The sequence below is a fragment of the Mumia sp. zg.B53 genome (assembly GCF_019550935.1).
GTDB lineage: Bacteria > Actinomycetota > Actinomycetes > Propionibacteriales > Nocardioidaceae > Mumia.
The window spans coordinates 130,762-157,278 of the sequence record NZ_JAHWCK010000002.1; the positions used below are offsets into that span (position 1 = coordinate 130,762).

The 26,517-nt window shown below is 71.1% G+C and carries 26 protein-coding genes; 16 read left to right on the forward strand and 10 right to left on the reverse strand.

The genetic code is table 11. The features are described 5' to 3' along the window. Window positions 1-23 precede the first annotated feature (23 nt). From KV102_RS11745 to KV102_RS11765, 6 genes are read left to right on the forward strand one after another with little or no spacing between them, the layout of a single operon-like run. Window positions 24-593, forward strand: coding sequence for a histidine phosphatase family protein (locus KV102_RS11745; RefSeq protein WP_220346384.1), 570 nt, complete (start codon window positions 24-26; stop codon window positions 591-593). 48 nt (window positions 594-641) lie between these two features. Then, on the forward strand, window positions 642-1,127 hold the full coding sequence (locus KV102_RS11750) for a cation:proton antiporter (protein ID WP_220346385.1): 486 nt from the start codon (window positions 642-644) through the stop codon (window positions 1,125-1,127). Further along, window positions 1,124-1,255 (forward strand): hypothetical protein, encoded by a 132-nt coding sequence (locus KV102_RS19180; protein ID WP_255560910.1) that lies wholly within the window; start codon window positions 1,124-1,126, stop codon window positions 1,253-1,255. The genes KV102_RS11750 and KV102_RS19180 overlap by 4 nt, the downstream gene beginning before the upstream one ends. 39 nt (window positions 1,256-1,294) lie before the next feature. Further along, a complete protein-coding gene (locus KV102_RS11755) occupies window positions 1,295-1,831 on the forward strand; it encodes a MaoC family dehydratase (protein ID WP_220346386.1) in 537 nt (178 codons plus the stop codon). A gap of 58 nt (window positions 1,832-1,889) precedes the next feature. Then, window positions 1,890-2,354 carry a MarR family transcriptional regulator gene (locus tag KV102_RS11760; protein WP_220346387.1) on the forward strand — a complete coding sequence of 155 codons (465 nt, stop codon included), beginning with the start codon at window positions 1,890-1,892 and terminating at the stop codon, window positions 2,352-2,354. Next, window positions 2,351-3,955, forward strand: coding sequence for a DHA2 family efflux MFS transporter permease subunit (locus KV102_RS11765; RefSeq protein WP_220346388.1), 1,605 nt, complete (start codon window positions 2,351-2,353; stop codon window positions 3,953-3,955). The genes KV102_RS11760 and KV102_RS11765 overlap by 4 nt, the downstream gene beginning before the upstream one ends. A gap of 40 nt (window positions 3,956-3,995) precedes the next feature. On the opposite strand, the gene KV102_RS11770 is transcribed toward KV102_RS11765, so the two are convergent. After that, window positions 3,996-4,658 (reverse strand): zeta toxin family protein, encoded by a 663-nt coding sequence (locus KV102_RS11770; RefSeq protein ID WP_220346389.1) that lies wholly within the window; start codon window positions 4,656-4,658, stop codon window positions 3,996-3,998. 63 nt (window positions 4,659-4,721) lie between these two features. Between KV102_RS11770 and KV102_RS11775 the strand changes: the two genes are divergently transcribed. Next, a complete protein-coding gene (locus tag KV102_RS11775) occupies window positions 4,722-5,564 on the forward strand; it encodes a PHP domain-containing protein (protein ID WP_220343894.1) in 843 nt (280 codons plus the stop codon). A gap of 99 nt (window positions 5,565-5,663) precedes the next feature. After that, window positions 5,664-6,572, forward strand: coding sequence for a hypothetical protein (locus KV102_RS11780; RefSeq protein ID WP_220346390.1), 909 nt, complete (start codon window positions 5,664-5,666; stop codon window positions 6,570-6,572). Here the strand turns inward: KV102_RS11780 and KV102_RS11785 are convergent. The 4 genes from KV102_RS11785 to KV102_RS11800 form a co-directional block, all read right to left on the reverse strand. Beyond that, window positions 6,557-7,534 carry a sulfotransferase gene (locus KV102_RS11785; RefSeq protein ID WP_220346391.1) on the reverse strand — a complete coding sequence of 326 codons (978 nt, stop codon included), beginning with the start codon at window positions 7,532-7,534 and terminating at the stop codon, window positions 6,557-6,559. The two genes, KV102_RS11780 and KV102_RS11785, sit on opposite strands and share 16 nt — an antisense overlap. 71 nt (window positions 7,535-7,605) lie before the next feature. Next, window positions 7,606-9,003: a DUF1116 domain-containing protein gene (locus KV102_RS11790; RefSeq protein WP_220346392.1), complete on the reverse strand. Its 1,398-nt coding sequence runs from the start codon at window positions 9,001-9,003 to the stop codon at window positions 7,606-7,608. Continuing rightward, entirely contained in the window at window positions 9,000-10,526 is a 1,527-nt protein-coding gene (locus tag KV102_RS11795; protein WP_220346393.1) for an FdrA family protein, read from the reverse strand. The genes KV102_RS11790 and KV102_RS11795 overlap by 4 nt, the downstream gene beginning before the upstream one ends. Window positions 10,527-10,545: 19 nt before the next feature. Then, a complete protein-coding gene (locus KV102_RS11800) occupies window positions 10,546-11,346 on the reverse strand; it encodes a DUF2877 domain-containing protein (RefSeq protein ID WP_220346394.1) in 801 nt (266 codons plus the stop codon). 35 nt (window positions 11,347-11,381) lie between these two features. On the opposite strand from KV102_RS11800, the gene KV102_RS11805 reads away from it, so the two are divergent. Beyond that, complete coding sequence (locus KV102_RS11805) at window positions 11,382-13,073, forward strand: PucR family transcriptional regulator ligand-binding domain-containing protein (RefSeq protein WP_220343900.1); 1,692 nt, start codon at window positions 11,382-11,384, stop codon at window positions 13,071-13,073. Between the two features lie 16 nt (window positions 13,074-13,089). Here KV102_RS11805 and KV102_RS11810 read toward each other — a convergent pair whose 3' ends face one another. Next, on the reverse strand, window positions 13,090-13,557 hold the full coding sequence (locus KV102_RS11810; RefSeq protein ID WP_220343901.1) for a TrmO family methyltransferase: 468 nt from the start codon (window positions 13,555-13,557) through the stop codon (window positions 13,090-13,092). Between the two features lie 197 nt (window positions 13,558-13,754). On the opposite strand from KV102_RS11810, the gene KV102_RS11815 reads away from it, so the two are divergent. The 7 genes from KV102_RS11815 (at window position 13,755) to KV102_RS11845 (ending at window position 22,067) form a co-directional block, all read left to right on the forward strand. Then, entirely contained in the window at window positions 13,755-15,140 is a 1,386-nt protein-coding gene (locus KV102_RS11815) for a uracil-xanthine permease family protein (protein WP_220346395.1), read from the forward strand. Continuing rightward, entirely contained in the window at window positions 15,137-16,021 is an 885-nt protein-coding gene (locus KV102_RS11820; protein WP_220346396.1) for a xanthine dehydrogenase family protein subunit M, read from the forward strand. The genes KV102_RS11815 and KV102_RS11820 overlap by 4 nt, the downstream gene beginning before the upstream one ends. Next, on the forward strand, window positions 16,018-16,563 hold the full coding sequence (locus tag KV102_RS11825) for a (2Fe-2S)-binding protein (RefSeq protein ID WP_220346397.1): 546 nt from the start codon (window positions 16,018-16,020) through the stop codon (window positions 16,561-16,563). The genes KV102_RS11820 and KV102_RS11825 overlap by 4 nt, the downstream gene beginning before the upstream one ends. Continuing rightward, window positions 16,560-18,974 (forward strand): aerobic carbon-monoxide dehydrogenase large subunit, encoded by a 2,415-nt coding sequence (gene cutA, locus KV102_RS11830; RefSeq protein WP_220346398.1) that lies wholly within the window; start codon window positions 16,560-16,562, stop codon window positions 18,972-18,974. The genes KV102_RS11825 and cutA overlap by 4 nt, the downstream gene beginning before the upstream one ends. Then, complete coding sequence (locus tag KV102_RS11835) at window positions 18,971-19,636, forward strand: carbon monoxide dehydrogenase subunit G (protein WP_220343906.1); 666 nt, start codon at window positions 18,971-18,973, stop codon at window positions 19,634-19,636. The genes cutA and KV102_RS11835 overlap by 4 nt, the downstream gene beginning before the upstream one ends. Further along, the gene (locus KV102_RS11840) at window positions 19,633-21,054 is read left to right on the forward strand and encodes an amidase (RefSeq protein WP_220346399.1); all 1,422 of its coding nucleotides are present in this window, start codon (window positions 19,633-19,635) and stop codon (window positions 21,052-21,054) included. The genes KV102_RS11835 and KV102_RS11840 overlap by 4 nt, the downstream gene beginning before the upstream one ends. A 107-nt stretch (window positions 21,055-21,161) precedes the next feature. Continuing rightward, window positions 21,162-22,067, forward strand: coding sequence for a hypothetical protein (locus tag KV102_RS11845; RefSeq protein ID WP_220346400.1), 906 nt, complete (start codon window positions 21,162-21,164; stop codon window positions 22,065-22,067). Window positions 22,068-22,163: 96 nt separating this feature from the next. On the opposite strand, the gene KV102_RS11850 is transcribed toward KV102_RS11845, so the two are convergent. The 4 genes from KV102_RS11850 to KV102_RS11865 all read right to left on the reverse strand — a co-directional run bounded on the left by KV102_RS11850 (window position 22,164) and on the right by KV102_RS11865 (window position 26,395). Then, on the reverse strand, window positions 22,164-23,123 hold the full coding sequence (locus KV102_RS11850) for a phosphotriesterase (protein WP_220346401.1): 960 nt from the start codon (window positions 23,121-23,123) through the stop codon (window positions 22,164-22,166). Continuing rightward, window positions 23,120-23,767, reverse strand: a complete 648-nt coding sequence (locus tag KV102_RS11855; protein WP_220346402.1) for a TetR/AcrR family transcriptional regulator — start codon at window positions 23,765-23,767, stop codon at window positions 23,120-23,122. Before KV102_RS11855 ends, KV102_RS11850 begins: the two co-directional genes overlap by 4 nt. Next, on the reverse strand, window positions 23,764-25,308 hold the full coding sequence (locus tag KV102_RS11860; RefSeq protein ID WP_220346403.1) for an AMP-binding protein: 1,545 nt from the start codon (window positions 25,306-25,308) through the stop codon (window positions 23,764-23,766). Before KV102_RS11860 ends, KV102_RS11855 begins: the two co-directional genes overlap by 4 nt. A 79-nt stretch (window positions 25,309-25,387) precedes the next feature. Beyond that, on the reverse strand, window positions 25,388-26,395 hold the full coding sequence (locus KV102_RS11865) for an alpha/beta fold hydrolase (protein WP_308290316.1): 1,008 nt from the start codon (window positions 26,393-26,395) through the stop codon (window positions 25,388-25,390). Between the last annotated feature and the right edge of the window lie 122 nt (window positions 26,396-26,517).

Sequence of the window (26,517 nt, forward strand, 5' to 3'; positions counted from 1 at the left end):
GGAGACGGCATGAGGGAGACGGCATGAGCGCGGCACTCTGGATGGTCCGCCACGGACCGACGGAGTGGGCCCGCGACGGCCGCCACACCAGTCGTACGGATCTCCCGCTCCTGCCGGAGGGCGAGGAACGGGCGAGCGAGCTGGTGCCGCGTCTCGCCACGGCGTCCTTCTCGCTCGTCCTCACCAGCCCTCGTCTGCGTGCCCGCCGGACGGCGGCGCTGGCAGGCTTCCCCGACGCCGAGGTCGAGCCCGACCTCGTCGAGTGGGACTACGGAGAGCACGAGGGCCTGACCACGCCGCAGATCCGTGAGAAGACCCCGGGTTGGACCGTCTGGTCCCACGGCGCCGGGACGGTGGGCGGCGAGACGCCGGAGCAGGTCACGGCCCGGCTCGACCGGGTCGTGGCGCGGGTACGCGCCACGGACGGGGTCGTGCTGGTGTTCGGGCACGGTCACGCACTGCGCGGGCTGGCCGCCCGTTTCCTCGACGAGCCGCTGCGGTTCGGCGCGCGCCTCGCCCTCGGAACGGCGACGCTGTCGGTGCTGGGCTACGAGCACGGGAGCGATGCGGTGATCGAGCGCTGGAACTGCTGACCTCCCGGGAGAGGGGGCCCGCGTGGAATCGCTGTTCTGGATCGTCCTGTGCGCCGCGATCGCCCCCGTCGTGGCGGCGACGGACCGGAGCGAGCAGTTCTGTCGCTCGTGCTCTTCGGCGTAGCGGCTGTGCTGGTCGCGGTCGTACCGACGAGGCTGCTCCCGCCGGCGTCGGTGATCCCGGGCCTCGTCCGCGCCGGCGCCGAGACGACGGCACAGACGACCGTACGCTTCACCGTGCTGCTCCTGGTGTCCCTGAGCGCGCTCGCCGTGGTCGTCCAGCTGGACACCATCCTGGCCGCCTTCGCGGCTGGGTTCATCCTTCGACGGGCACTGCCCGGAGGGGACGAGCGGCTCGAGACCAATATCAACGGGCTCGCGTTCGGCCTCCTCATCCCGGTCTTCTTCGTGACCTCCGGAATGGCGATCGACCCCGGCGCCGTGCGACTCCGTACGGGTGTCTCTGTCGGCCTCGACCGGCCTGCCGCTCATGGTTCGCGGTCAGCACGGTCGCGGTGGACGCGGGCGAGATGACCCAGACGACGGCGTCGATCCTCGTCGCGGGAGGCACGATCACGGTTCTTCTGCTGCCGACGACGGCGACCCTGCTCGCCCGGCAGGAAGCCACCCGACCCGAGAAGCCGGAGGCGGATCGGTCATGATGTCAGCGCCCCCAGGGTTCAACGACGCGAGGAGTCCCCATGCAGTTCGGCCGCAGCTACGAGGAGTTCGAGGTCGGCGCCACCTACAAGCACTGGCCAGGGAAGACGGTCACCGAGTACGACGACCACCTCTTCTGCCTGCTGACCATGAACCACCACCCGCTGCACATGGACGTGAACTACGCCGAGAAGACGACGCAGTTCGGCAAGAACGTGGTGGTCGGCAACTACGTCTACTCGTTGCTCCTCGGCATGAGCGTCCCGGACATCTCGGGCAAGGCCATCGCCAACCTCGAGGTCGAGTCGCTGCGTCACGTCGCGCCGACCTTCCACGGCGACACCATCTACGGCGAGACGACCGTGCTGGACAAGTGGGAGAGCAAGAGCAAAGACGACCGTGGCGTCGTCTACGTCGAGACGATCGGCTACAACCAGGACGGCAAGGTCGTCTGCGTCTTCCGCCGGAAGGTCATGGTCCCGAAGGACAACTACCTGGAGTCCCGCGGCGGCGAGCAGCCGGCGCGGCCCGTGCCGCAGCCCGACAAGAACTGGGCAGGCCCGGCAGCCGCACAGTGATCTACCTCACGCATCTCTCGCGTAGGTGAAACTGTTGCGCTGACGTTAATATCGTCCGGTGACGACACCCGAGTCCCTCGCCGGCCGCCTGGAGGAGTTCTTCCTCCAGGCGGCCGCGCGCTGCGAAGGCGATGCGGTCGACGCGTTCGCCGCTCTCGACCTGTCCGCGACCCAGTCGCGGACGCTCCTCATGATCTCGAGCCGGCCAGGGACCACCCAGATCAGTGACGTCGCCCGCGCGGTCGGCGTCTCGGTGGCCGCGGCGGGACGCGCCGTCGACCAGCTGGTCGGCGCTGGCCTGGTCTGCCGGAACGAGTGTGCCGATGATCGTCGCGTCCGTCTGGTGACGCTGACCGACCGGGGGCGCGAGCTCGTCGGCCGCCAGCTGCAGACCAAGCGCGCCGCGCTCCAAGAAATCGCTCGCGAGCTGTCGGAGCCCACACGTAGCCTTCTTGATCGCGCGCTACGCGCCGCGCTCTCCGAACGCCAACCCACCACCCCGGCTAAGGACCCTCACCCATGAGTCAAGACACCCAGACGCCGACCGGCGGACCTGGCCCCGGCAACGCACCCGGAGATGGTGACAGGCTCGACGCGGCTGTCCTCAAGATCGCCGGCGTGGTCGTGCTCGGCGCGATCATGTCGATCCTCGACATCACCGTGGTGAGCGTCGCGCTGCCCACCTTCCAGAACGAGTTCGACGCCACCTACGCACAGGTCGCGTGGACCATGACGGCCTACACGCTCGCGCTCGCGACCGTGATCCCGCTCACCGGCTGGGCCGCCGACCGGTTCGGCACCAAGCGCCTCTACATGATGGCGCTGGTCCTGTTCACCGCCGGCTCCGTCCTCTGCAGCCTCGCTGGAGGCATCACCGAGCTCGTGGTCTTCCGCGTGATCCAGGGCCTCGGCGGCGGCATGCTGATGCCGCTCGGCATGACGATCATGACGAGGGCGGCGGGCCCGCACCGGATCGGTCGAGTGATGGCCGTCCTCGGCATCCCGATGCTGCTCGGCCCGATCGGTGGCCCCATCCTCGGTGGATGGCTGATCGAGAGCCTCACCTGGCACTGGATCTTCCTGATCAACCTCCCGATCGGCATCGTCGCTCTCTTCTACGCCTGGCGCGTGCTGCCCAAGGACAACCCGCAGCCGTCTCAGTCCTTCGACTGGACCGGCATGATCCTGCTGTCGCCGGGTCTCGCACTGTTCCTCTTCGGCGTCTCCTCGATCCCCGAGGAGGGCACCGTCTGGGCCAGCAAGGTCCTCGTGACCGCTGCGGTCGGGGTCGTCTTGATCGTGGCGTTCGTGTTCCACGCTTTCCGGCCTGAGCACCCGCTGGTCGACCTGCGTCTCCTCAAGCACCGCAACCTCACGGTCGCCGTGATCACGATGGCGTGCTTCGCGATCGCGTTCTTCGGTGCCAGCATCCTGTTCGCCGCCTACTTCCTGCAGGTCCGCGGCGAGTCCACGCTGGTCGCCGGCCTGCTCCTGGCGCCCCAGGGCCTCGGCGCGATGCTCACGATGCCGGTCGGCGGCGCACTCGTCGACCGGATCGGTCCGGGCAAGGTGGTGCTCACCGGTCTCGCGCTCACCACCGCGGGCATGGCCGGCTTCACGCAGGTCGGCGCCGACACCTCCTACCCGTTCCTTCTCAGCGCCCTGTTCGTGATGGGTCTCGGCATGGGTCTGACGATGATGCCGACGATGACCGCGGCGCTCGCCACCCTGACCGAGCACACGATCGCCCGGGGCTCGACCTTGATGAACATCATTCAGCAGGTCGCGGCGTCCATCGGGACCGCGGTGTTCTCGGTGGTCCTGACCAACCAGCTCACGGGCGGCACGACCGTCGCCGAGGCCACCGGCGCGCCGGTGACCAAGGAGACCGACGTGCCTCTGTCCGGCCTCGCGATCGAGTCCTGGGACGACCCGTCCCTCCTGGAGACCATCCCCGCCGCGCTGATCCGTCAGGGGTTCGGCGAGGCGGCGGACGCCTTCGGCACGTCGTTCGTCCTGGCCACGGTGCTCATCGGGCTCACGCTCGTCCCGGCGTTCTTCCTCCCGCGCAGGCGGATCGAGCGCGTGGGCGAGGACTCCCGGACCCCGGTGGTCGTGCACTGACCTGGCCGCTGACCCGCACGCCACGGTGGTGGGTGCGTGCTCACCGAACGAGGGTCGGTGACCACGGACCCGCCACCGTCGTGCATTCGGAGACCGGGCCCGCGTTGTCGATGACGTGCGTCGCTCGTTCGTGAGGGGCGTACATCGAGAGATAGAGGCGTTGGCCCCCGACGTAACGTCGGACCAGCGGGTGCGCGGGATCGTCGGGCGTGCCGTCGCGCTCCGCCATCCGGCGTACCGATTCGTCGACCGGGACGTCGAGGAACACCGAGAGGTCCCAGCGTCGGACGAGCTCGTCGCGGTGGAGGAACAGGCCTTCGACGATCACGACGGCGTCGGTCGGGACCTCGAGCGGGTCGGCAACGACGGCGGTGTCCGAGCGGTGGTCGAAGTGACGGGTGACGATGCGCCGCGTGCCGCCCGGAAGGAGTGGGTCGAGCACCTTCTCCCTCAGCGCGGCCAGGTCGTAGGAGTCGTGCAGGAACCCTGCCGGGGAGTGGCGACCTCGGTGGTGCCGGACCCGGCGCGGATTCAAGAAGTCGTCCTCGTGGACGACGACGGCCGCGCGGCCTTCCTTGGTGACGGAGGCGGCGAGCGCCGTCGCGAACGTCGTCTTGCCGCTGCCGTCCACGCCGTCGACAGCCAGGAGCGCCGGGCGGTCGCGCGAAGGGGTCTGCTCGACGAGCCAGGCGAAGAGATCCACCTTCCGACCGTATCGACACCGTTGCGTTCCGCCGGGGTGCACGGTCGCCGGTAACCTGACCGCGTGCTCATCGACCTCCACACCCACTCTCGTCGGTCCGACGGCACCGACAGCCCGACCGAGCTCGTGGAGAACGCGGCGCGGGCGGGCCTCGACGTGGTGGCGTTGACCGACCACGACGCGATGACGGGCTGGGGGGAGGCGCAGACCGCAGCCGACCGGGTGGGCATCACCCTCGTCAAAGGGCTCGAGATCTCGTGCCGTTATCGCTACAAGGGGGTGCACCTCCTCGGGTACGAGCCCGACCCCACCGACCCCAGCCTCCTCGCCGAGCTCGAGCGGGTGCTGCGCGGACGGCAGGACCGCCTTCCGAAGACGATCGCCAAGCTGCAGGATCTCGACATCCCGATCACCGAGGCCGACGTCCTCGCGGTCTCGGGTGACGCCGCAGCGACGGGCCGACCGCACGTGGCCGACGCTCTCATCGCGATGGGTGTCGTCGCCAACCGTGACGAGGCGTTCGAGCGCTACCTGATGCCGGGCCGACCGGCGTACGTCGACCGGTACGCGGCGCACCTCGAGGAGATGATCCGGCTGCTGATCGACGCAGGAGGCAGGCCCGTGATCGCGCACCCGTGGACGCGGCAGAGCCGGTCGGTGCTGACCGAGGAGGTCATCGCCGACCTGGCCGAGCTGGGACTGGTCGGGCTCGAGGTCGACCACAACGACCACGACGCCGGCACCCGGACTCGCCTGCGCGAGATCGCACGAGAGCTCGACCTCGTGGTGACGGGCTCGAGCGACTACCACGGGACGGGCAAGGTCGGCTATGACCTGGGCGTCAACACGACCGTGCCCGACCAGGCCGTCCGCCTTCTCGAGGATCGCATCACGTTGAACCGGTGAGAGAATCCGTCGCCCGCCGTCGCAGGCGAGCCGCGGAGCGGCACACCTCGGCGAGCGAAACCCGCGACCCAACTGCAGTGGATCGGTAGACTTAAAATCGTGACTACCATCGTCGAACGGACCCTTCCTCGCTTCGACGGCGCCGAGGTCGTCGTCGAGGCCCCCGCACCAGGCCCCGGCAACTGGGCCGGTGCGCCGGCCGCGATCTACGCCGACGGCGCGTTCTGGCTGGCCTACCGCGTCCGCCGCCCGATCCACGCCGGCCGCGGCGTCAGCGTGGTGGTCGCCCGCTCGGACGACGGCGTGCGGTTCGAGCCGGTGGCCGAGATCTACCGCGACGACTTCGCCGCCGAGTCGTTCGAGCGGCCGGCGCTGGTGCACCGGGGAGAGGCCGGATGGCGGATCTACCTGAGCTGCGCGACCCCGGGCTCCAAGCACTGGTGGATCGAGGCGGTGGACGCGGCGACGCCCGAGGGACTGGAGGCCGGACACCGTACGGTCGTCCTCCCCGGTGACGAGAGGGTGGGCGTCAAGGACCCTGTCGTGCTCCTCGACGAGGACGGATGGCACATGTGGGTGTGCTGCCACCCGCTCGACGTCCCTGGGGCCGAGGACCGCATGACGACCCGCTACGCGACGAGCGACGACGGACTGTCGTGGGTCGACCGCGGGGCCGTGCTCACACCCACTCCGGGCGGGTGGGACGAGCGAGGCGCGCGCGTCACCGCCGTTCTCGATCGCGCCCCCCTCACCGTGCTGTACGACGGGCGCGCCGACGCCGCGTCCAACTGGTTCGAGCGGACCGGGCTGGCTCAGGAGCGGGCTGTCCCCGGCGTGCTCGAGCCTGTCGGTGACGCGCCGGTGGCGGCCTCGCCGGAGTCCGACGGTGCGCTGCGCTACGCCAGCGCCGTGCGCCTGCCCGACGGACGCACCCGCTTCTACTTCGAGGCCGCCCGGCCCGACGGCGCGCACGACCTCATGACGTCGATCGCTCAGCCCGGCGTCTGAGCGACCCGCGCGGCGAACGATCCCAGGCTCTCGGTGCCACGCCAGTCGTCGAAGGACTGTCCGGTGACCTTCTCCAGCAGCTCGATGTCGTCGAGGTAGGTCTCGACCAGCGCGGCCCGCGCGTCCTTCGCGAGCGCCGGGCGGGTGGTGTCCCCGCGCCAGTGCATCGCGGCGACCAGCGGCTTGCTCGCGCGGCGCCAGACCTTCGGTGGGACGAGCGCCCCGGCACGAGCGCCGGCGCGCATCGCACGCGCTGTCAGGTCGTGGACGGCCCCGGGGGCGGCGTACGGCCGTGAGTTGTCGCGAGGGATGTGGGTGACGAGGCCCGGCTCCAGACCCAGGAAGACACAGACACGATCGAGCGTCGCGGCAGGCTCCTGGACGAGGTCGCGATAGCGCAGGACGAGGATGCGGTCGGCGTCGACGTGGCGGTAGAGGTCCTCCAGCTGCCTGCCGTAGAGGCCGAGCCGGCGGTAGTGCCAGAACGGAGCCCATCCGTCCGCGACCCGCTCGTCCTCCCTCGCGAACGCCTCGACGAAGTCACCGACGGGCTCCAGCCCGTCGGACCACAGGTGCATCCAGTTCGAGTAGGCGCGGTCCACGGGGTCCCGCACGACGGCGACCAGACGGGCGTCGGGCAGCTCCTCGGCGATGCGCCGGCGGGCGTTGCGCAGATAGAGGTAGAACGGCGTGCTCTCCAGCCGTACGGCGTCCCCGGGTGCCGCGGCGAACAACGCCTCGTAGTCCTCTCGTCGCCACACCCACTCCTGCTGGCTGTGCGCGTCACCGGGGCCGCGGTACGACGGCGGAGGAGCGTCGGCGCACATGAAGTACTTCGGCTCCTTGGGCCGGCTCGAGAACACCTGCGGGTGCAGTGCGAGCGCGGCGTGCAGCGCGCTCGTCCCCGCCTTCGGCGCGCCCACGAGCAGGGCGTCAGGGCGAGGTGTACGGAAGCTCCCCATGGCCAAATCGTAGGAACCGTTCCCGGGAGAGTCGAGAGTTTCGGTCAGGTGTGTCCGGGTGTGGGGTCGGCTCAGCAGGCCGCGGCACGCTCTCGTGCACCCTCGGCGAGGGCGGCGAGGGCCGCCGGGAAGATCTCGGCAGGCGGCGTGACGAGGCCGGCTCCGACCTGCCCCGTACCCGCCGCACGCCCGGCCATCCCGGTGTTGATCTGGGGGAGGATGCCGGTCCGGCACACGCGGGTCACGTCGATGCCGGTAGGGGTCCCGGCGAACTCGAGGACCGGGATGGTCCAGCGCGGGTTGGCGGCCAGTGTGATCTCGCTCATGCGACGTGTCGTGGCGAGCGCGTCCGGCACCGATCCGCCGACCAGTCGTACGATCGCCGGCGCCGTCGCCATCGCGAACCCGCCGATGCCGGCGGTCTCCGTGATCGCGGAGTCACCGATGTCGGGGTTGGCGTCGTCGGGACCGTACGACCCGAGGTAGAGACCGTCGGCGACCTGCGCGGGACCGGTGAACCACCGGTCGCCGGTGCCGGAGACCTGGATGCCGAAGTCGGTCCCGTTGCGGGCCATCGCGACGACCATGGTCGAGCCGTCGATCCCGCGGGCGGCGTCGAGAGCCAGCTTGCAGGCGGGCATCGCGAGGTTGAGGAAGAAGTGGTCGTTGCCTCCGATGAACGACACGGCGTCGGCGACGTCGCCCGCCCGCGACCCCGACCGGATCATCGCCGGCGCGAGGTCGCGGAGCAGCATCAGCGTGCCCGCGCGGTTGCGGTTGTGCGCCTCGTCGCCCATCTGCAGCATCTGCGCGAGCAGCGCGGTCACGTCGATGGGGCCGGTCGATCGCACGGCGCTCTGGAGGACCGGCCCGAGGACTCCCGACATCCAGCGGAGCCGGTCGAGGACCTCGGGACCGTACGCGCCGTAGCGCAGCACCTTGCCGAGCCCCTCGTTGAGGGAGCAGTACGTCCGCGCCCCGGTCGAGGCGTCCTCGAGGACGAAGACCCACATCGACGGCGAGACCACCCCGGCCATCGGACCGACGGCGTCGTGGTGGTGCGCCGGGCTCAGGGTGTAGCCGGTGCCGGACTCGAAGAACGCGACGGCCTCGTCGGGGTCGGAGACGAGACCTTCGAGGGCCGCCGCTCCCCTCAGCGCACCCCGCATCGGACCGGACGCGCGCTCCCAGGTGATCGGGGGCCCCGCGTGCAGGAAGTCGCCGGGCGCGAGCCCGAGCACCTCGCTCGCCGGCTGGACGTCGACGAGCTGCGCGGTCACACCGAGACAGGCCTCGACCGCCTTGGTGTTGGCCGCTGCACGCAGCGGGTCCGCGGCGACGGTCGCGAGGTCGTCCTCGGTCCCGGGCATCGGGGGCTGCCAGTCGACGCGTCGGACGGTCACCGCCTGGTCCTCGACGGCGTCGGTGAGCAGGCCGGTCCCGGCAGTCACCACGGTGGGGGTGGTCATGGTGCCTCTCCTGCGGTCGTGGCGGTACGGGCGGCCGCAGGTGCGACGAGCCCTACCGCGTGGCGGGTGGCCTCGGCGTTCGAGGAGAAGACGTACGCCCCTGCCGCGGCGAGCGCCTCGCCCTGGCGTTCGAGCCCTTGGGGGTCGGAGGAGGTCCCGACCAGCGTCACCACGACGGCCAGGATCCGGCCCGCGTCGGCGGCGGCCTGGCGGGCGGCCTCGATGGCCGGAGCCAGCACCGCGCCGGGATCGGGCTCCGCGCCGTGGCCCAGCACGACGTCGAGCAGGACGGCGGCGGTCGAGGGATCCGTCCCGGCGCGGCGGAGGGCGCCGAGCCGCAGCGTCGGGTCGATCATCGGGTGCGCTCGGCCGACCGTCAGCGCGTCGTCGCCGAAGTCGATCATCACGTCCGCGTCGCCGAGGTCACCGGCGAGGACGGCCGCCGGATCGAGCCCGAGACCACCGTCCAGCGGGATGTTGCTGCGGATCTCGTCCAGGTGCTCGGAGGCGATCAGCATGGCCTCGTCGCAGAGGGTCCCGCCGACGAACAGCCCGCACAGACGGCCAGGTCCGGCCTCCTCGGGCTGGCCCCAACGACGCCACGGCTCGGGGCGCACACCGAGCGAGTCGAGCAGCGCCTCGGTGCGCAGGGTCAGGTCGGTGCCCGGCGCCAGCAGGGCGAGCTCGACCGGGACCGTCAGGGACTCCGCGTACGCCTCGATCGACGCCGCGACCTGCGGCGCGGGCGGTTTGGAGACCACCAGCACGTGCGAGGTCGCCGGGTCGTCGTCCAACCGGGCCAGCGCCGTACGGGTGGAGAGTCCGCCGACCGCCGCCGAGAGGTCACGTCCACCGACACCGAGCGCGGCGCTCACGCCGACGCCGGCCTGGTCGAGGAGGGCCAGGACCTGCTGCGTCCCCGTGCCGGACGCGGCGACGATGCCGACCGGCCCGGGACGGACGACGTTGGCGAAGCCGAGCCCCACCCCGCCGACGACGGCGGTGCCGCAGTCAGGGCCCATCACCAGCACGTCGCGCCCGGCGGCCGCGCTCTTGAGGGCGACCTCCTGCGCGACCGGGACGTTGTCGCTGAAGACCATCACGTCGTGCCCGGCCTCGACCGCGTCCATCGCCTCGACGAAGGCTGAGGCACCTGGCACCGAGACGAGCACGACCGCATCGGCGGGTGCCCCGCGAAGCGCACTCGCCGTCGTACGTGGCGGTGCGACGGTGGCATCACCGTCCACGGCCGGGCGGCTCACCTCGTCGAGCGCGGCATCCACCTCGACGAGCACGTCGTCGAGCACGGCCCCGTCGAGCCGCACGGCGACGACCATGTCGTTCGGGGTCGCCTCCGGGGGCACGTCGAACCCCATCGCGGCCAGCGTCTCGAGGTTGAGGCCCGTGGCCATCGCCACCTGCGCGTCGACCACCCCGGCGAAGGCGGCCACCCGCTTGCTCACCTGGAGCAGGGTCACCGAGTCGGCGTAGGCGCCCGATCGGATGCGTACGTGGTCGGTCATCGCTCTCCTCGGGATGGGGTCAGGCGGCGGCGGCCGAAGGGGACGGCAGGGCGAGGGCTGCGCCGAGCGCGAGCCCGGCGCCGGAGGTGTGGCCGACGAGGCGTAGGTCGGCCAGCCGGTCGGCGTCCCCGGGCCGGCCCAGGCTCTCCACGAGCGCACACAGCTGGGGAACGCCTTCTCCCCGAGCGGCGTGCAGCAACAACGTGGACGACACGGTGGTCGTGCGTACGGAGGCCACCGCGAGGACCGCCTGGGCCAGGCGGCCGCCCCGGTATCCAGCGGCGTGGCGGGTGACGAGCCACCCTGCGAGGACGTCGTCGCCGAGCGGCGTCAGGCCCGGTCCACGACCCAGGAGCGCGTCGACGGCGGCGGGATCGTCCTCCTGGAGCGCGGCGTACGGGACGGCGGCGCGGAGCAGGGCGTCGACCTCTGTCGCGAGCGAGGCGGTGGGGAGAGCGTGCTCCTGCCACCGGATGCTCAGCGGACGGACACGGGCGTCGAGATACCGCTGGACACGGAGGTCGCGGTCGTCGACGCTGCAACGCCCGCCTCCGAGGATGACCGACCGGACCCCGGCGACGTCGGGCCAGGGCGTCTGGACACCGCAGGGGACCGCGACCGCGTCGCGGCCGAGGACAGCCAGACGGGTCCCGCGGTCGTCGACGTAGACGGCGTGCGGGCCACGGTGCACGATCGGGGCTGCCCGCCGCGGCCCGTGCAGCCGGGCAGCGATCTCGGGGGTGGCGGCGGACGGGTGCGCGCCCCGGTGGCGGTCGGGGCGCCCGGCGGCCTGGGACCGGAATCCGAACGGCTCGACCATGGCGTCAGCGTAGGAGCGTTCGCTACGGTGAGCCGATGGCGAGACTTGCCAATGATCGGCCAGATCCAAGCCACAACCTGCCAGGCACGACGTACGGGCTCCCGCTGTCCGCGGTGATCGCGATCGACGCGCTCACCGGGGCGAAGACGCTCGCCGGGTCCGCCGGGTCCGAGCGCACCGTCACGGGCCTCAACGTGATGGAGGTCCCCGACGTCCTCGGGTGGGTCAAGCCGCACGAGCTGCTCGTCACGACAGGCTTCCCGCTGCTCGACACCTCGCGCCGGCTCGACGTGAACCGGATGCTGGCACTGGTGCGAGGACTCCACGACGCCGGGCTCGCGGGATTCGCGATCAAGCTCGGCCGCTACGTCGACCAGGTGCCCGAGTCGGTGCTCGCGCTCGCCGACGACCTCGGATTCCCGATCGTCCAGATCCCTGACGAGGTGGCCTTCGACGACGTGCTGAGGGACGCCTACGCCGCACTGAACGCGTTCCAGTCGCACGTCCTCGCGCAGATCGACGCCCTCCACTCGGCCCTCACCCAGATCGTCCTCGAGGGTGGTGATCTCGACCAGATCGCCGCGGAGGTGTCCCAGGTGCTCGACGTCGGTGTCCTCGTCACCTCGACCGACGGACGCGAGTGGGCCGGGGCGTTGAGCGACGACGTGCGCGCCAGCCTCGAGGTCAGCGAGTTCCTCGACGTGTCCGGCCGCGTCCGGGTCGAGCGCATGCGCACCCCCCGACCCTTCGGGGTCGGCGAGATCCGATCCCTGCACGTGGCCGCTTCCGGGACCGAGCTCGCCCGGCTGGTCGTGCTGAGCGAACGACGGTCGCTGCGGGCGTCCGACGTGTACGCCCTCGAGCGGGCCGCGACCGTCGCCGCGCTCCTCATCACGCGGATGCAGGCGGTCGTCGCGGTGGAGGGGAAGTATCGCGGCGACTTCCTCCGCGACGTGCTCACCGACCGGGCCGAGAGCCCGCAGTACGTCCTCGAGCACGCCCGCGGACTCGGCTGGGAGCTCGACCGCCCGCTGGTGGTCGTGGTCGCCCAGCTCGACCCGCCCGGACCCGGGGACGCGCCGGTGTCAGGTCGCTCGCGCCGCGGGTTCCAGGACCGATTCGCCGCGGCCTGGCGTCAGGTGGTCGAGCGACGAGGTCGGAGCATCGCCGTCGCGGACTTCTCATCGCAGGTCGTCGCGCTCCTGCCGGTGGCCGAGGACGGGTCGGACGTGAGCGAGGTCGTCGAGGAGGCGCTGGCGGCAGTGCGCGGCGACTCGGGCGGCGGGCGACGCTCGTTCTCCGCGGGCATCAGCCGCGTGGTGACCGAGGTGGAGGCGTTCCCGGACGCGTACGCCCGCGCCCGCAAGGCGGTCGACGTCGGCCGTCGGATGAAGGGTGACGGCTCGACGACGTACTTCGACCGGCTCGGGGTCCGTCGCCTCCTGTCCCAGGTCGAGGACCAGGGCGAGCTCGACGCCTTCGTCGTGGAGGTGCTCGGGCCGCTCGCGCAGGCCACCGCGGCGGCCGCTGACCTCCGAGCCACGCTGCAGGTGCTGCTCGACGTCAACCTCAACGTGGCCGAGGCCGCACGCACGCAGCACTTCCACTACAACACGATGCGCTACCGGGTCACCAAGCTCGAGAGCATCCTCGGTCCGTTCAGCACCGACCCCCAGGTGCGCCTCGACGTCGCGGTGGCGCTGCAGATCCTGCAGATGCGGGAGTGAACGCGGCGTACGAAGGCTACGTCTGGAAGTAGTCCGACATCATGGCGCTGACCCACGAGGGCTGCGTGGTGCCGACCGGGAGGAACTCCGCAATCGTGGGCTTGAGGTCGATGACAGGGCTGCCCGAGACCGCGTCGAGGCCCACCACGGTCAGCTCGCGGCCGTGCACGGACTCGATCGCACAGCTCGTGACCCCGATGCGGTTCGGCCTGCGCGGGCCGCGGCCGGCGAAGATCCCGACCGGCGGTAGGTCGGAGCGGCCGCGGTACGGACGGGGCTCGCCGTAGTCGTCGTCCTCGGGGAACTGATCGAAGACGAAGACCACATCGACGTGGGAGAACTCATCGAGGCCCTGGAGGCTCGCCTCGCCGAAGCGCTCATCGAGGACGATCGTGCTGCGTACGGCACCCCAGTGGTCCGTCTCCTGGACGTCGGTCCGGTCGTTCCGGACGGTGCCTATCGGCGTGACCTCGAAGCTCGGCATCGCTCGAGGCTATCGCCGTCCAGGTTCTTTTCGGGCAGATGAACACGCAGAGCAAGGCCTGACAGGCCGGTCAGGGGTCCGTTGGCAGGTTCGCACCATGTCGCATGTCGCTCGTCACTACTAGGGTCTCGTCATTGGCCGGGTGCGCCGACCGAGATCCCCCGGCGGCGGCTCGCACACGCTCTGAGGAGACCGGGATGTCGATGTTCAAGTGGGACGTGGTGCACGACGGCAAGACACCGCCTCCCGGTGAGGCGGTGGGACCACGCGAGCGGCTGAGCTGGGGCCGCACGGCCGGGCTCGGCGCGCAGCACGTCGTGGCGATGTTCGGCGCCACCTTCGTCTTCCCCGTGGTGATGGGCCTGGATCCCAACCTGGCGATCCTCTTCTCCGGCATCTGCACGATCATGTTCCTGCTCATCACCAACAACATGGTCCCGAGCTATCTCGGCACCAGCGCCTCGTTCGTCGCCGCGGTCGCCGCGATCCGAGGACAGGGCGGTGACTCCGCCGACGTCACCGGAGCCATCCTCGTGGCCGGTCTCGTCCTGGCTGCCGTCGGCGTCGCGGTCCATTTCGCCGGCACGCGCTTCCTGCACACGCTGCTCCCGCCTGCGGTGACCGGCGCGGTCGTCATGCTGATCGGCTTCAACCTCGCACCGGTGGTCGCCGCGACCTACTGGCCGCAGGACCAATGGATCGCCCTCGCGACGGCGGCGTTCATGGTCGGCGCGGCCGTGCTCCTCCCCGGCTTCTGGGGCCGGATCGCCGTCTTCCTCGCGTTGATCTTCGGCTACCTGATCTCGTGGGCGGCCGACGTGCTCTTCGGCGACATCACCTCCTTCGTGCCCCGCGCCGGCGAGGAGGTCGCGCACCAGCGGGTCGACTGGTCGGCCGTCGGTGACGCCTCGTGGTTCGACCTCCCGTCCGGCACGCTCGCCGACGGCGTCTCGGCCGTGCACGCCCCGAGCTTCAGCTTCACCTTCATCCTGCTCGTCCTCCCGGGCGTCATCGCGCTCATCGCCGAGAACACCGGTCACGTCAAGGCCGTCGCCGAGATGACCGGCGACAACCTCGACCCCTACATGGGCCGCGCGATCGGCGCCGACGGTCTCGCCACCTCGCTCGCCAGCGCGTTCGGCGGCTCGCCGACGACCACGTACGCCGAGAACATCGGCGTCATGTCCGCCACCCGCATCTACTCGACGGCGGCCTACTACTTCGCCGCGCTGGTGGCGATCGTCCTCGGCCTGTGCCCGAAGTTCGGCGCGATCGTCAACGCCATCCCAGGCGGTGTGCTCGGCGGCATCACGGTGGTGCTCTACGGCATGATCGGCCTGGTCGGCGCCAAGATCTGGGTCGAGAACCGCGTCGACTTCGGTGATCCGGTCAACATCGTCGGGCTGGCCGCGGGCATCATCGTCGGTGTCGGCAACGTGACGCTCGTCTTCACCGACGACTTCCAGCTGGGGGGCATCGCCCTCGGCACGATCCTCGTCATCGCCTTCTACCACCTGGTCGCCTGGAGGCGGCACGGCGAGGACACCGACGACGGCGCGGAAGAGGTGACGCGAGCACTGTGAAGCCCGCACCGTTCTCCTACGTCCGCCCGGCCACGCTCGACGAGGCGCTCGACGTCCTCGGGTCCGACCCGCACGCCAAGGTGCTCGCGGGCGGCCAGAGCCTGGTCCCGATGCTGTCGATGCGGATCGCCTCGCCGACCACGCTCGTCGACATCAACGGGCTGGCCGAGCTCGCCTACGTGCGGACAGACGAGGACGGTGTCCGCATCGGGGCGCTGGCCCGCCACGTCGACGTCGAGACCGACGTCGACGCATGGCGGGTCCAGCCACTGCTGCGCCACGCCCTCCGGCTGGTCGCCCACCCGACCATCCGCAACCGCGGCACCACGCTCGGATCGGTGGTCCACGCCGACGCCGCGGCCGAGATGCCTGCGGTCGCCGCGCTGCTTGACGCCGCCGTGACGGTCGCGTCGACCCGGGGGGCTCGCACGATCGAGGCGGCCGACCTCTTCGTCGGCCCGCTGGAGTGCACCGTCCGCCCCGCCGAGCTGGCGCTCGAGCTGCAGGTGCCGGCGCTGCGGCCGGGCTCCGGTGCCGCGATCGACGAGGTGACGCGGCGGCACGGGGACTACGCGCTGTGCGGGGTCGCCGCGGTCGTCTCCGTGGGAGCAGCGGGTGCCATCGAGAGAGTGCGGGCCTCCTATCTCTCGGTCTCGCCGACACCGCTCGTGCTCGACCTGTCGGAGGCGTTCGTGGACGGTTCGGCGAGCGACGCCAACGTCGACGCCGCCGCGGAGATCGCGACCGGCGCGGTCGATCCGGAGACCGACATCCACGGCAGCGCCGACTACCGGCGACACCTCGCGGGTGTGCTGACGCGCCGGGTGGTGCGCGCGGCGCACGCCCGCGCGACGGCGAGCGACGCGCAAGGTGCCCGATGACCAGCCCTCCGGAGATCCTCGCTCCCGACGCGCTCCACCACGTCTCGCTCACCGTCAACGGCGCGGCGTACGACCTCGACGTGCCCGCGCGACGGCTGCTCTCCGACGCCCTGCGCCACGACCTCGGCCTCACCGGCACTCACGTCGGCTGTGAGCACGGGGTGTGCGGGGCGTGCACGATCCTCGTCGACGGACGGCCGATGCGCTCGTGCCTGCTGCTGACGGTCTCGATGGACGGGGCCTCGCTGACGACCGTGGAGGGCCTGGCCGAGGAGGGAGACCACCTGGCACCCGTGCAGCAGGCGTTCAAGGACTGCCACGGTCTCCAGTGCGGGTTCTGCACGCCGGGTTTCCTCACCACGATCACGGCGGGCCTGGAGGACAATCCAGACCCCACCCGCGACGAGGCTCGCGAGATGATCGCGGGCAACCTGTGCCGCTGCACGGGCTACCAGAACATCGTGAGCTCCGTCCTGCGGGCGGCCGAGATCCGCAAGGCCCGCGACGCGCAGGGGCCCGCCAGCCGCGAGGACCAGCCATGACGACCAAGGCGTTCGGCGCTCGGGTCGCCAGGGTGGAGGACGAGCGGTTCCTGCGGGGACGCGGCCGCTACCTCGACGACCTCGCGCCCGACGCGCTCCACGTCGCCGTCCTCAGGTCGCCGCACGCCCACGCCCGCATCGTCGACATCGAGGTCGACCCCCTGCTCGACCTCGACGGGGTCGTCGCGGTCTACACCTACGACGACCTCACAGGAGCGATGGCCGAGCCGCTCCCGCTGCTCATCCCGCACCCCGACCTCACGCACGGACGCACGCAGTACGCCCTCGCCAAGGACGAGGTCAACCATGTCGGTGAGGCGATCGCGATGGTGGTGGCGGAGGACCGCTACGTGGCCGAGGACGCGGTCGACCGGATCGTGGTGTCGTACGAGGTGCTTCCGCCGGTCGTCGGGCTCGACGCGGCGCGCGCGGCCGACCGCCTCGTGCACGACGACGTCCCCGGCAACCTCGCCGCGTCGTCGACCCAGGCGACCGGCGACGCCCTGGCGGCGATCGGACGCGCCCCGCACCGCCTCTCGCTCGACCTCGACGTCGAGCGCAGCGCGTCCACCCCGCTGGAGGGCCGCGGCACGCTCGCGAAGTGGGACACCGACAGCGGTCGTCTCCAGGTGTGGTCCTCGACCCAGACCTCGACCGGGGTCCGCGCCGCGATCGCCGCCAAGCTCGGTCTCGACCTCGCGACCGTCGACGTGATCACCCCCGACGTCGGGGGAGGGTTCGGTGTCAAGATCGTGCACCCGTGGCCCGAGGAGGTGCTCGTCCCGATGGCGGCGATGGCGCTGGGACGCCCGGTCACGTTCACCGAGGACCGTCGCGAGCACTTCGTCTCCGCCGCGCACGAGCGCGCCCAGCAGCACCACGTCGAGGTCGGCTTCGACGACGACGGCCGCATCCTCGGTCTCTACGTCGAGATCTGGCACGACCACGGCGCCTACATCCCGTACGGCCTGATCATCCCGATCATCACCTCGACGCAGCTGCTCGGGCCCTACAAGCCGCCGGTCTACTCGGTGACGTTCCACAGCCTCTACACCAACACCGTCATCGTCACCCCGTACCGTGGCGCCGGCCGTCCCCAGGGCGTGTTCGCGATGGAGCGCACCATGGACGCGATCTCCGCCGCCCTCGGCAAGGACCGGGCCGACGTGCGCGCCGCCAACTTCATCCAGCCCGACGAGTTCCCGTACGACCAGGGGCTGATCTTCCAGGACGGCAAGGCGCTGGTCTACGACTCCGGTGACTTCCCCCAGATGCTCGACAAGATCAAGGCGCTCGTGGGGTGGGACGAGTTCACGGCGATGCGCGACGAGATGCGAGCGCAGGGACGGCGGGTGGGGATCGGCCTGGCCTGCTACGTCGAGGGCACCGGCGTGGGCCCGTACGAGGGCGGCCACATCCAGGTCGAGACCACGGGCAAGGTCAAGGTCTCCACCGGACTGACGACCCAGGGGCAGGGCCACGAGACCGCCTTCGCGCAGATCGTGGCCGACGAGCTGGGTGTTCGCTTCGAGGACGTCGAGGTCGTCACCGGTGACACGCGGCGCATGCCGTACGCGGTGGGCACCTACGCCTCCCGTGCTGCGGTGATGAGCGGGTCCGCGATCGCCCTGACGGCCCGCTCGGTCAGGCAGAAGGCGCTCGAGCTGGCCGCAGACGCCCTGGAGGCGAACGTCGACGACCTCGAGCTGCGCGACGGTGTGGTCGAGGTCAGGGGGGCGCCCGGTGCGCAGATCAGTCTGGGCACGCTGGCGGTGCTGAGCAACCCGTTGAGATACGCGTTCGACGAGGCGAGCAAGGCGGCGACCCAGTTCTCCGTCGGTGACCCCGACAAGGTCCCGGTGCCCGAGGGGACGTCGCCCGGGCTCGAGAGCCGCGACTTCTACTCGCCGCCGCGGTCGACGTTCGCCTCCGGCATGCACGCCGTGATCGTGGAGACCGACCCCGACACGGCCGAGATCAAGATCCTCACGTACGCCGTCGTCCACGACTGCGGACGTCTGATCAACCCGATGATCGTCGAGGGACAGATCCACGGCGGTGTCGCGCAGGGCGTCGGCGGCGCGCTCTACGAGCGGATGATCTACGACGAGCACGGACAGCTCCAGAACGCCTCGTTCATGGACTTCCTCATGCCGTACGCCACGGAGGTGCCGGAGACGATCGACATCGACCACCTCGAGACGCCGTCACCGTTGAACCCGCTCGGGATCAAGGGTGCCGGAGAGGCGGGGGTGATCCCCAGCGCGGCGGTCTTCGCGTCGGCGATCGAGGATGCGGAGGGCATCACGATCACCAGGATGCCGATCTCGCCGAGCGAGCTGTTCGACCTGCGGCGTGCGCACGCAGGCAGCGACGACGCGGTGGTGGCCGCTCTGGAGGGAGACTCATGAAGGTGGCCGGAGAGGCGGTGCTCAACGCACCTGTCGCCGCGGTGTGGGAGGCCCTGCTCGACCCGCAGGTCCTCGTACGCACGATCCCCGGGTGCGAGGTGCTCGAGGAGACCGGTGACAACGCGTACGCGATGACCGTGAGCGCGGGGGTCGCGTCGATCCGCGGGAGCTACACGGGCACCTGCGCGCTCAGCGACCTCGTCCCGCACGAGTCCCTGGTCATGCGGGCGCAGGGCGCCGGGGCGCCGGGCACGGTGGCGGCCGACGTGGCCGTCCGGTTCGCCGACCGAGGGGACGGCACCACGGGTGTCTCGTACGCCGCGGACGCCGTCGTGGGCGGGATGATCGGTGGTGTCGGGCAGCGGATGCTCACGGCTGTGAGCAAGCGGATGGCGGGTGAGTTCTTCGGGGCGGTGGACGACGCGCTCTCCGGCGCTGGTGCCGAGCCCGACGGGACGGCGAAGCCCGAGGCAACGTCCTCGGCACGGACCGACGACACCTCGCTGCCCGGTCAGCGGTTCACGGCGCCGGCGGCGTCGACGACGCGCGGCCGCGGCCGCGCCGGATCGAACGACGACTTCGTTCGGGGTGTGGTCGTCGGCGGCGTCCTGGTCCTGGCCGGCGTGGTCGCCGGAGGGTTGTTCGGTCGCCGGTCACGATGATCGACGTCTACAGCAGTGCGCGGGAGATGGCGGCGGCTGTCGCCAGGCGCGAGGTCTCCGCGCGTGAGCTGCTCACGCTCCATCTCGACCGGATCGCGCGGGTCAACGGCACGGTCAACGCGCTCGTGTCGATCGACGTCGACCGCGCCCATGCGCAGGCCGCGGCGGCCGACGACCTGACCTCGTCCGGGGCGGAGCTCGGGGCGCTGCACGGTCTCCCGTACGCGGTGAAGGACACGCACCACGTCGCCGGGTGGCGGACGACGTTCGGCTCGCCGGTGATGGCCGACCACGTGTCGGTGTACGACGAGCTGGTGGTGGAGCGGGTGCGCGCTGCGGGCGCGGTGGTGGTGGCGAAGTCCAACACCCCGGAGTTCGCGGCGGGCTCGCACACCTTCAACCCCGTCTTCGGGACGACCGCCAACCCGTACGACACGGGTCGCTCGGCCGGCGGTTCCAGCGGTGGCGCCGCGGCGGCGCTCGCGTCGGGCATGGTCGCGCTCGCCGACGGGTCCGACATGGGCGGGTCGCTGCGCAACCCGGCGTCGTTCTGCAACGTCGTCGGCCTGCGACCGACCTGGGGTCGCGTCCCGACGTGGCCGACCTGGAACCTGTGGGAGACGGTCTCAGTCCAGGGCCCGTTGGCCCGCGACGTCGGTGATCTCGCGATGCTGCTCGGCGTGCTCGCGGGGCCGGACCCGCGTGTGCCGACCGCCGACTCGACGCCGGGCGCGGTGTTCGCCGACCCCGCCCCGGTCGGGCTGCGCGGTCTGCGCGTGGCATTGTCGGTCGATCTGGGCGGCGCCTTTGAGGTCGATCGCTCGGTCGCGGACGTCGTCCGCGCGGCTGGGGTCGACCTCGCGGGTGCCGGCGCCCAGGTCGAGGAGGCGTGGCCCGAGCTCCCCGACGCCGAAGCCACGTTCCGCACGCTGCGCGCCTGGCTCATGGACTACACGCTCGGTGCCGTGCTCGACCGCCGTCCCGGCGACGTCAAGGAGTCGCTCGCCGACAACATCCGTGCCGGGCGTCCCCTGACCGGGCGTGACGTCGCGGAGGCGTACGCGGGGCGCAGCGCCCTCGCCGAGCAGGCGCGCCGGTTCTTCGCCTCCTTCGACGTGCTCGCGATGCCGGTCAGCCAGGTGCCGCCTTTCCCGGCCGACCAGGAATACCCGACCGCGATCAACGGTCGGCCGCAGGACACCTATCTCGACTGGATGCGGTCGGCGTACCTCATCACCGTCACCGGGTGTCCCGCGATCAGCGTGCCGGCCGGATTCACGCCCGAGGGCCTGCCCGTCGGGCTGCAGCTCGTGGGTCCGGCGGGCTCGGAGCGCCGTCTGCTGGCGATCGCGCGGGCGTACGAGGAGCTCTCGGGCGCAGGCATCGGCGTGGGAGGCCCCCGGCCCGCGATTCGGTGAGGAGATCGGGGACTCCCGCAAAAGAAGCCCGCCGTTCTCCGCACATCGTTGTCCACAGGTCGCGCGCGGCGTGGCCCGCGACGCCGTGGCGGACCCACCTTCAGGGCATGCACGCGATCCCGCAGTCACTCAGGTCCGCTCCGTTCACCGTCGGTCAGCTCCGCGCGTACGGCCTTCCTCGGCACGTCCTGGAGGGTCGACGATTCGTGCTGATGCACCCTCGCGTCTGGCGGTGGCACGAGCTCGACCCCACCGTCGTCGTACGGTCTCAGGCCGCGCTCCTCGCCGTTCCCGACTCGGTCGTCAGCCATCTCACCGCACTGCACCTGCGCGGGGTGCTGATCGGTGACGTGGACGGCCCCGTTCATCTGTCGACGAACCGTCTGCGCGAGTGCGTCGACCCCAGGATCACGCTCCATCGCAGGCGCGGTGCGCTCCTGACCGAGGACGTGCAGGGCATCGCGGCACTCGGCCCCGAGAGGACCTTCGTCGACGTCGCGTCGAGCGGCCTCGCGGAGCGCGACCTCATCGCCGCCGGCGACTGGCTGGTGCACGCCGGGTGGACGACGGCTCCGCGGCTCCGAGAGTTCGTGGCAGCGTCACGACTCGACGGCGTCGTACGCGCGCGCCGAGCCGTCGACCTGGTCCGTACCGGTGTCGAGTCTCCACGCGAGACGTGGGTCAGGCTGTTGCTGGTCGGGTCCGGTCTCCCCGAGCCCGCGACGAACACGAACATCCATGACGAGTCGACGGGCCGCTTCATCGCGCGCGGCGACATGCCCTACATCGCGTACAAGGTGCTCGTCGAGTACGACGGCTGGCAGCACGAGCGCAGCGCCGCGCAACGTCGGCGCGACCACGAGCGCCTCGCCGCCCTCGCGACAGCTGGGTGGATCGTCGTCGTGATCGCGGCCGCCGACATCGCGGATCCGCTTCGAGCGGTCGCGCGCGTACGGGCTGCGCTGCTCTCGCGGGGATGGACCCCCGCGCGCCTCACGTCGGCGATTCGGTGAGGAGATCGGGAGTTCCCGCGCAAAAATCCCGATCTCCTCACCGAATCGCGAGGGGGGAGTATCGCGAGGGGGGAGTACGGCGGTGCGGGCGTGCGGCTACTCGAAGTGACGGCGCGGGTTGTGCACCAGGATCGTCTCCAGGTCCGCCTGGCTGATCCCCTTGTCGAGCAGGGCCGGGATGACGTCCTCGCTGATGTGCCGGTAGTTCCACCGGGGCACGACCTGCTCCTTGGCACCCGCAGGGAACCAGTCGATGACGCACGATGCGTCATGAGCGATCACGACGTTGTCGACGAAGCCGCGGCGTACGAGCTCGACGACGGTGTCGACCCGGTCATCGAACGGCAGCAGCAGGTCGAGTCCGAAACGGTCCATCCCGAGCAGCGAACCGGCCTCGGCCAGCCTGCTCAGGTAGTCGAGGTCCGTCGTGTCACCGCAGTGCCCCAGGACCACCTTCGACAGGTCGACACCCTCCTCACCCAGCACGCGCTGGGCGACGAGACCCGACCCGGTGTGAGGGTTGGTGTGCACCGTGATCGGTGCGCCGGTCTGTACGTGCGCCTGACCCACCGCGCGCATCACGCGCTCGACGCCCGGCGTGAGCCCCTGGGCCTCGATCGCGCACTTGAGGAACGCCGCGCGGACTCCCGTGTCGGCGATCCCCTCCGTCAGGTCGCGGACGAAGAGCTCGGTCAACGGCTCCGGCACGTCGAAGAGCAGTCCCGGACCGGCGTAGTGGAACTGGAACGGGAGCTCGTTGTAGGTGTACAGCCCTGTCGCCACCACGATGTTGAGGTCGACCTGCTCCGCGATGCGCTGCACCCGCGGCACGTAGCGGCCCAGCCCGAGCACCGTCGGATCCATGATCGTGTCGATCCCGAGGCGCGCGAGCTCGGTCAGGTCGCGGACCGCGTCGGCCACCACCTGGTCCTCGTCCCAGTCGCCGGCGTAGTTCTGGCGATGCTCCTCGCCGACGATGACGATGTGCTCGTGGACGAGCGTACGACCGAGGTCGGCGCTGTCGACCGGCCCCGCGACCGTCTGCACCGTGCTCACGACGATGTCTCCGACGCCGCGGGCACTGACGCCGGGACGGCCTCCGTGCGCGCGGTCACCCCGATCGCGTTGAGCCACAACCGGGTGGAGATCGCCACGAGGTCGTCGAGGGAGGTCTCGTCACCGGCGACGAAGGTGTTGTACGCCATCCGCGTCACCATGGTCGCGAGAGAGCGCATGGCGAGCACCGGATCGAGCTCGGGGTCGGCGAGCCCGAGCGCCTGCAGCCGGCGGACGAGCACGGCGCTGCGCTCGGCGTACGCCCATCCCTGCCTCCGGCGCATCCCGCGGAAGTTCGCGTCGTGGCTCGCGACCTGCTCCATGAACAGCATGAGACGGGCGTTGGCGCGGTAGGTCTCGAAGAACGCCCGGTGGTTGGCCTCGACGAGCTCCGCCGGGTCGGTGATGCCGTCCTCTGGCGGGATGTGCGGGTGGAGGACATCCTTCTGTGCCTCGTAGAGGACGACGGAGAGGATCTCCTCCTTGCTCGCGAAGTAGGTGTAGAACGACCCGGTGGCACAGCCTGCGATCCGCGTGATCTCCGCGACGCGGGCGTCGCCGAAGCCGTCACGCTCGAAGACCTCGCGCGCGGCAGCAAGCAGTGCTGCCCTCGTGCGGGCGCCGCGGGCGGTGGCGGGACTCACCGGCGGCGGTCCTGCGGCCCGGCGTCGGACGGCGTGGCGTTCTGCGGCGCGGCGTCGGACAGCGCGGCACGGTCGATGGCGCGCTTGAGAATCTTGCCCGACGGACCCTTCGGGAGCACATCGACGAACTGGAAGAGGCGTGGCACCTTGTACGCGCTCAGGCGCTCCTTGGCCCACGCCCGGAGCGCCTCGGGGTCGGGAACGGCGCCCTCCCGCAGCACGATGACCGCAGCCACCTCCTCGCCGTACGTCGGGTCGGCGACGCCCACGACCGCCGCCTCGACGACGTCGGGGTGCTCGTAGAGCACCTCTTCGACCTCGCTCGGATAGACGTTGTAGCCGCCGCGGATGACGAGGTCCTTCAGCCGGTCGACGATCCGCAGGTCACCGTCCTCGTCGAGGATGCCGAGGTCACCGGTACGCAGCCACCCGTCCTGAAGGACGGCGGCGGTCGCCTCGGGATTGTTCCAGTAGCCCTTCATCACGATCGGGCCGCGGATCCACACCTCCCCGACTTCGCCGGCCGGCACGGCGTTGCCGTCCAGGTCACGGACCTCGATCTCGACGTTGTGCACCGCGCGGCCGACCGCGCCGACCTTCGGCTCGGTGTCGAGCGGGGCGAAGGTCGCCCAGCCGCACGTCTCCGACAACCCGTAGCCCTCGCGGATCCGCGTGCCGAACCTCTCCTCGAACGCACGGATCACCTCGGCGGGCAGCGAGGCACCCCCGGACGAGGCGAGCCGGAGGCGGGCGAAGTCCTCAGGCTTCGCGTCACCGGCAGCGTGCAGCATCGCGATCCACATCGTCGGCACGCCCGACACCACCGTCAGCTCGTCGTCGCGGATCATCTCGACGAACGTGCGCGGGTGGAAGGGGTGCAGCAGCGAGACCGGCGTGCCGAAGGAGAGCGCCAGGTGCATGACCATGATCTGCCCGAAGACGTGGAAGAGCGGGAGTGCGGTGCCGGATCGGTCCTCGTCGCTGAACTCGATGACGTGCTCGGCCGCGTCGACGATCGCGGCGATGCCGGACACGGCGAGCTCCGCGCCCTTGGGCCGCCCCGTCGTGCCGGAGGTGTAGATGATGAGCGCCGTCGCATCGTCGGGCAGGTCGACCGGTGCGTCGAGCTGGTCTGAGGTGTCCCAGTCCTCGAGCGGCCCGATCCGCCAGAAGGGGAGTCCACGCTCGCCGGCGACGGCCTCGGCGGCCTCGGCGGTGTCCTGCCAGGCGACGACGAGACCGACGCCGGCGTCGTCGACGACGTAGCCCAGCTCGCGAGCCGGTGCCATCACGTTCATCGTGATGACGGTCGCACCCGCGGCGTGGAGGCCGTAGTAGGCGGCGACGAACTCCGGGATGGTCGGGGCGACGAGGAGGACGCGGTCGCCGGGGGAGATCCCGGCGTCGACGACCCGCTTCGCGAAGGCCGCCGCCGCGTCCCGCAGGGTCCCGAACGTGGTCTCGCGTCCTGCGGCCCGGACCGCCACCCGGTCGGGGCGGGCGCGTGCGTGCTCGAAGAGGGCGTCGGCGACGTTGGACACGGCTGCTCCTCCCGGAGGCGGGTGCGTTCTCGGGAACGTACCCGAATCGGGGTCCACCTACCAGCGGCGCCGGGACCGCTCAGACGTGCGCATCGAGGAAGGCCACGGTCCTCGCCAAGGACAGGTCGTGTCCTGCGCCGGACATGCGGTGACCCTGTCCCGGGTACCAGTGGGCGTCGACCTCCTTGCCCGCCGCGCGCAGCGCGTCCACCGAGGCGGCGGTCCACGCCGGCGGACAGGTCCGGTCGGCGGTGCCGTGGTGGATCTGCACCGGCTCGGTGACCCGCTCGAAGAACCGGCGGGGCGAGAGGTCCTGCCAGGCGGCGGAGTCCTTGTCCGGCGGACCGTACGAGGCCTGCGCCGCCGCGAGGCTCCAGGCACGCGTCGCTGCTGGGCGCGTCATGATCTCGACACCGTCGGGCGCTGACGAGCTCATCGGCGACAGCACGACGGCGGCCTTGACCAGCCCTGGCCGGCTGACAAGCACGTTGTACGTGATGCCACCGCCCATCGACCGTCCCACCAGTCCGATCCGGTCGGGGTCGACGGCGTCGAGCCGGGCGCGCCGCAGCGCCACGACCGCGTTGACGACGTCGACGGTGTAGCCGGTGCGCAGGGTGGCGTCGAGGTCGGAGTCGTGGTCGGAGCCTCCATGGTTGCGGTAGTCGGTGAACATCACGACGTAGCCGGCCCTCGCCAGTCGGTCCTGCACGTCGGTCATCGCGTGCCCGCTCCGGTACGTACGGGGGTTCTGGTAGCCGTGGGCGAGCACGGCCGCGGGCCGGTCGACCGCGTGGTGCGGGACGTGCAGGAGACCGGAGATCCGCAGCTCTTCAGACCGATAGCTCATGGCGTACGTGGTGTAGGCGTCGTTGACCGCAAGCACCCGCTCGCGGCGGAGGTCTCCACCGCCGTCGGGCTGCCGCATCAGTGTGGGCAGGGTGTTCTCGTGGCGCACGGGCGGCAGCGGTGGGAGGCCGCTCGCGACCTCGGCGCCGGCGGCAGAGAGGGCTGCGTGGGGGGTGACCCCACACCCGGAGAGGAGGGCGACAACCGCCATGAGGGCAGCCAGCTGGGTACGGAGCACGGGACAATGATGGCGGGTCGCGCCGGCGGCCTGTCAGGTAGTGCCAAGGTTCCCCGGAGGGGTCAGGCGACCTTCGCCGTGGGGGTCTCGAGGTGGTTGCGTTGGAATCGAGGAGCAGGGCT

What these genes read in the sequence shown, in the direction of transcription:
- KV102_RS11815 (WP_220346395.1), top strand. Translation starts at nt 13,755, where the DNA reads ATGTCGATGTTCAAGTGGGACGTGGTGCACGACGGCAAGACACCGCCT.
- KV102_RS11790 (WP_220346392.1), bottom strand. Translation starts at nt 9,003, where the DNA reads ATGACCACCCCCACCGTGGTGACTGCCGGGACCGGCCTGCTCACCGAC.
- KV102_RS19180 (WP_255560910.1), top strand. Translation starts at nt 1,124, where the DNA reads ATGACCCAGACGACGGCGTCGATCCTCGTCGCGGGAGGCACGATCACG.
- KV102_RS11785 (WP_220346391.1), bottom strand. Translation starts at nt 7,534, where the DNA reads ATGGGGAGCTTCCGTACACCTCGCCCTGACGCCCTGCTCGTGGGCGCG.
- KV102_RS11810 (WP_220343901.1), bottom strand. Translation starts at nt 13,557, where the DNA reads ATGCCGAGCTTCGAGGTCACGCCGATAGGCACCGTCCGGAACGACCGG.
- KV102_RS11795 (WP_220346393.1), bottom strand. Translation starts at nt 10,526, where the DNA reads ATGACCGACCACGTACGCATCCGATCGGGCGCCTACGCCGACTCGGTG.
- cutA (WP_220346398.1), top strand. Translation starts at nt 16,560, where the DNA reads ATGACGACCAAGGCGTTCGGCGCTCGGGTCGCCAGGGTGGAGGACGAG.
- KV102_RS11835 (WP_220343906.1), top strand. Translation starts at nt 18,971, where the DNA reads ATGAAGGTGGCCGGAGAGGCGGTGCTCAACGCACCTGTCGCCGCGGTG.
- KV102_RS11825 (WP_220346397.1), top strand. Translation starts at nt 16,018, where the DNA reads ATGACCAGCCCTCCGGAGATCCTCGCTCCCGACGCGCTCCACCACGTC.
- KV102_RS11800 (WP_220346394.1), bottom strand. Translation starts at nt 11,346, where the DNA reads ATGGTCGAGCCGTTCGGATTCCGGTCCCAGGCCGCCGGGCGCCCCGAC.
- KV102_RS11755 (WP_220346386.1), top strand. Translation starts at nt 1,295, where the DNA reads ATGCAGTTCGGCCGCAGCTACGAGGAGTTCGAGGTCGGCGCCACCTAC.
- KV102_RS11745 (WP_220346384.1), top strand. Translation starts at nt 24, where the DNA reads ATGAGCGCGGCACTCTGGATGGTCCGCCACGGACCGACGGAGTGGGCC.
- KV102_RS11840 (WP_220346399.1), top strand. Translation starts at nt 19,633, where the DNA reads ATGATCGACGTCTACAGCAGTGCGCGGGAGATGGCGGCGGCTGTCGCC.
- KV102_RS11805 (WP_220343900.1), top strand. Translation starts at nt 11,382, where the DNA reads ATGGCGAGACTTGCCAATGATCGGCCAGATCCAAGCCACAACCTGCCA.
- KV102_RS11765 (WP_220346388.1), top strand. Translation starts at nt 2,351, where the DNA reads ATGAGTCAAGACACCCAGACGCCGACCGGCGGACCTGGCCCCGGCAAC.
- KV102_RS11845 (WP_220346400.1), top strand. Translation starts at nt 21,162, where the DNA reads ATGCACGCGATCCCGCAGTCACTCAGGTCCGCTCCGTTCACCGTCGGT.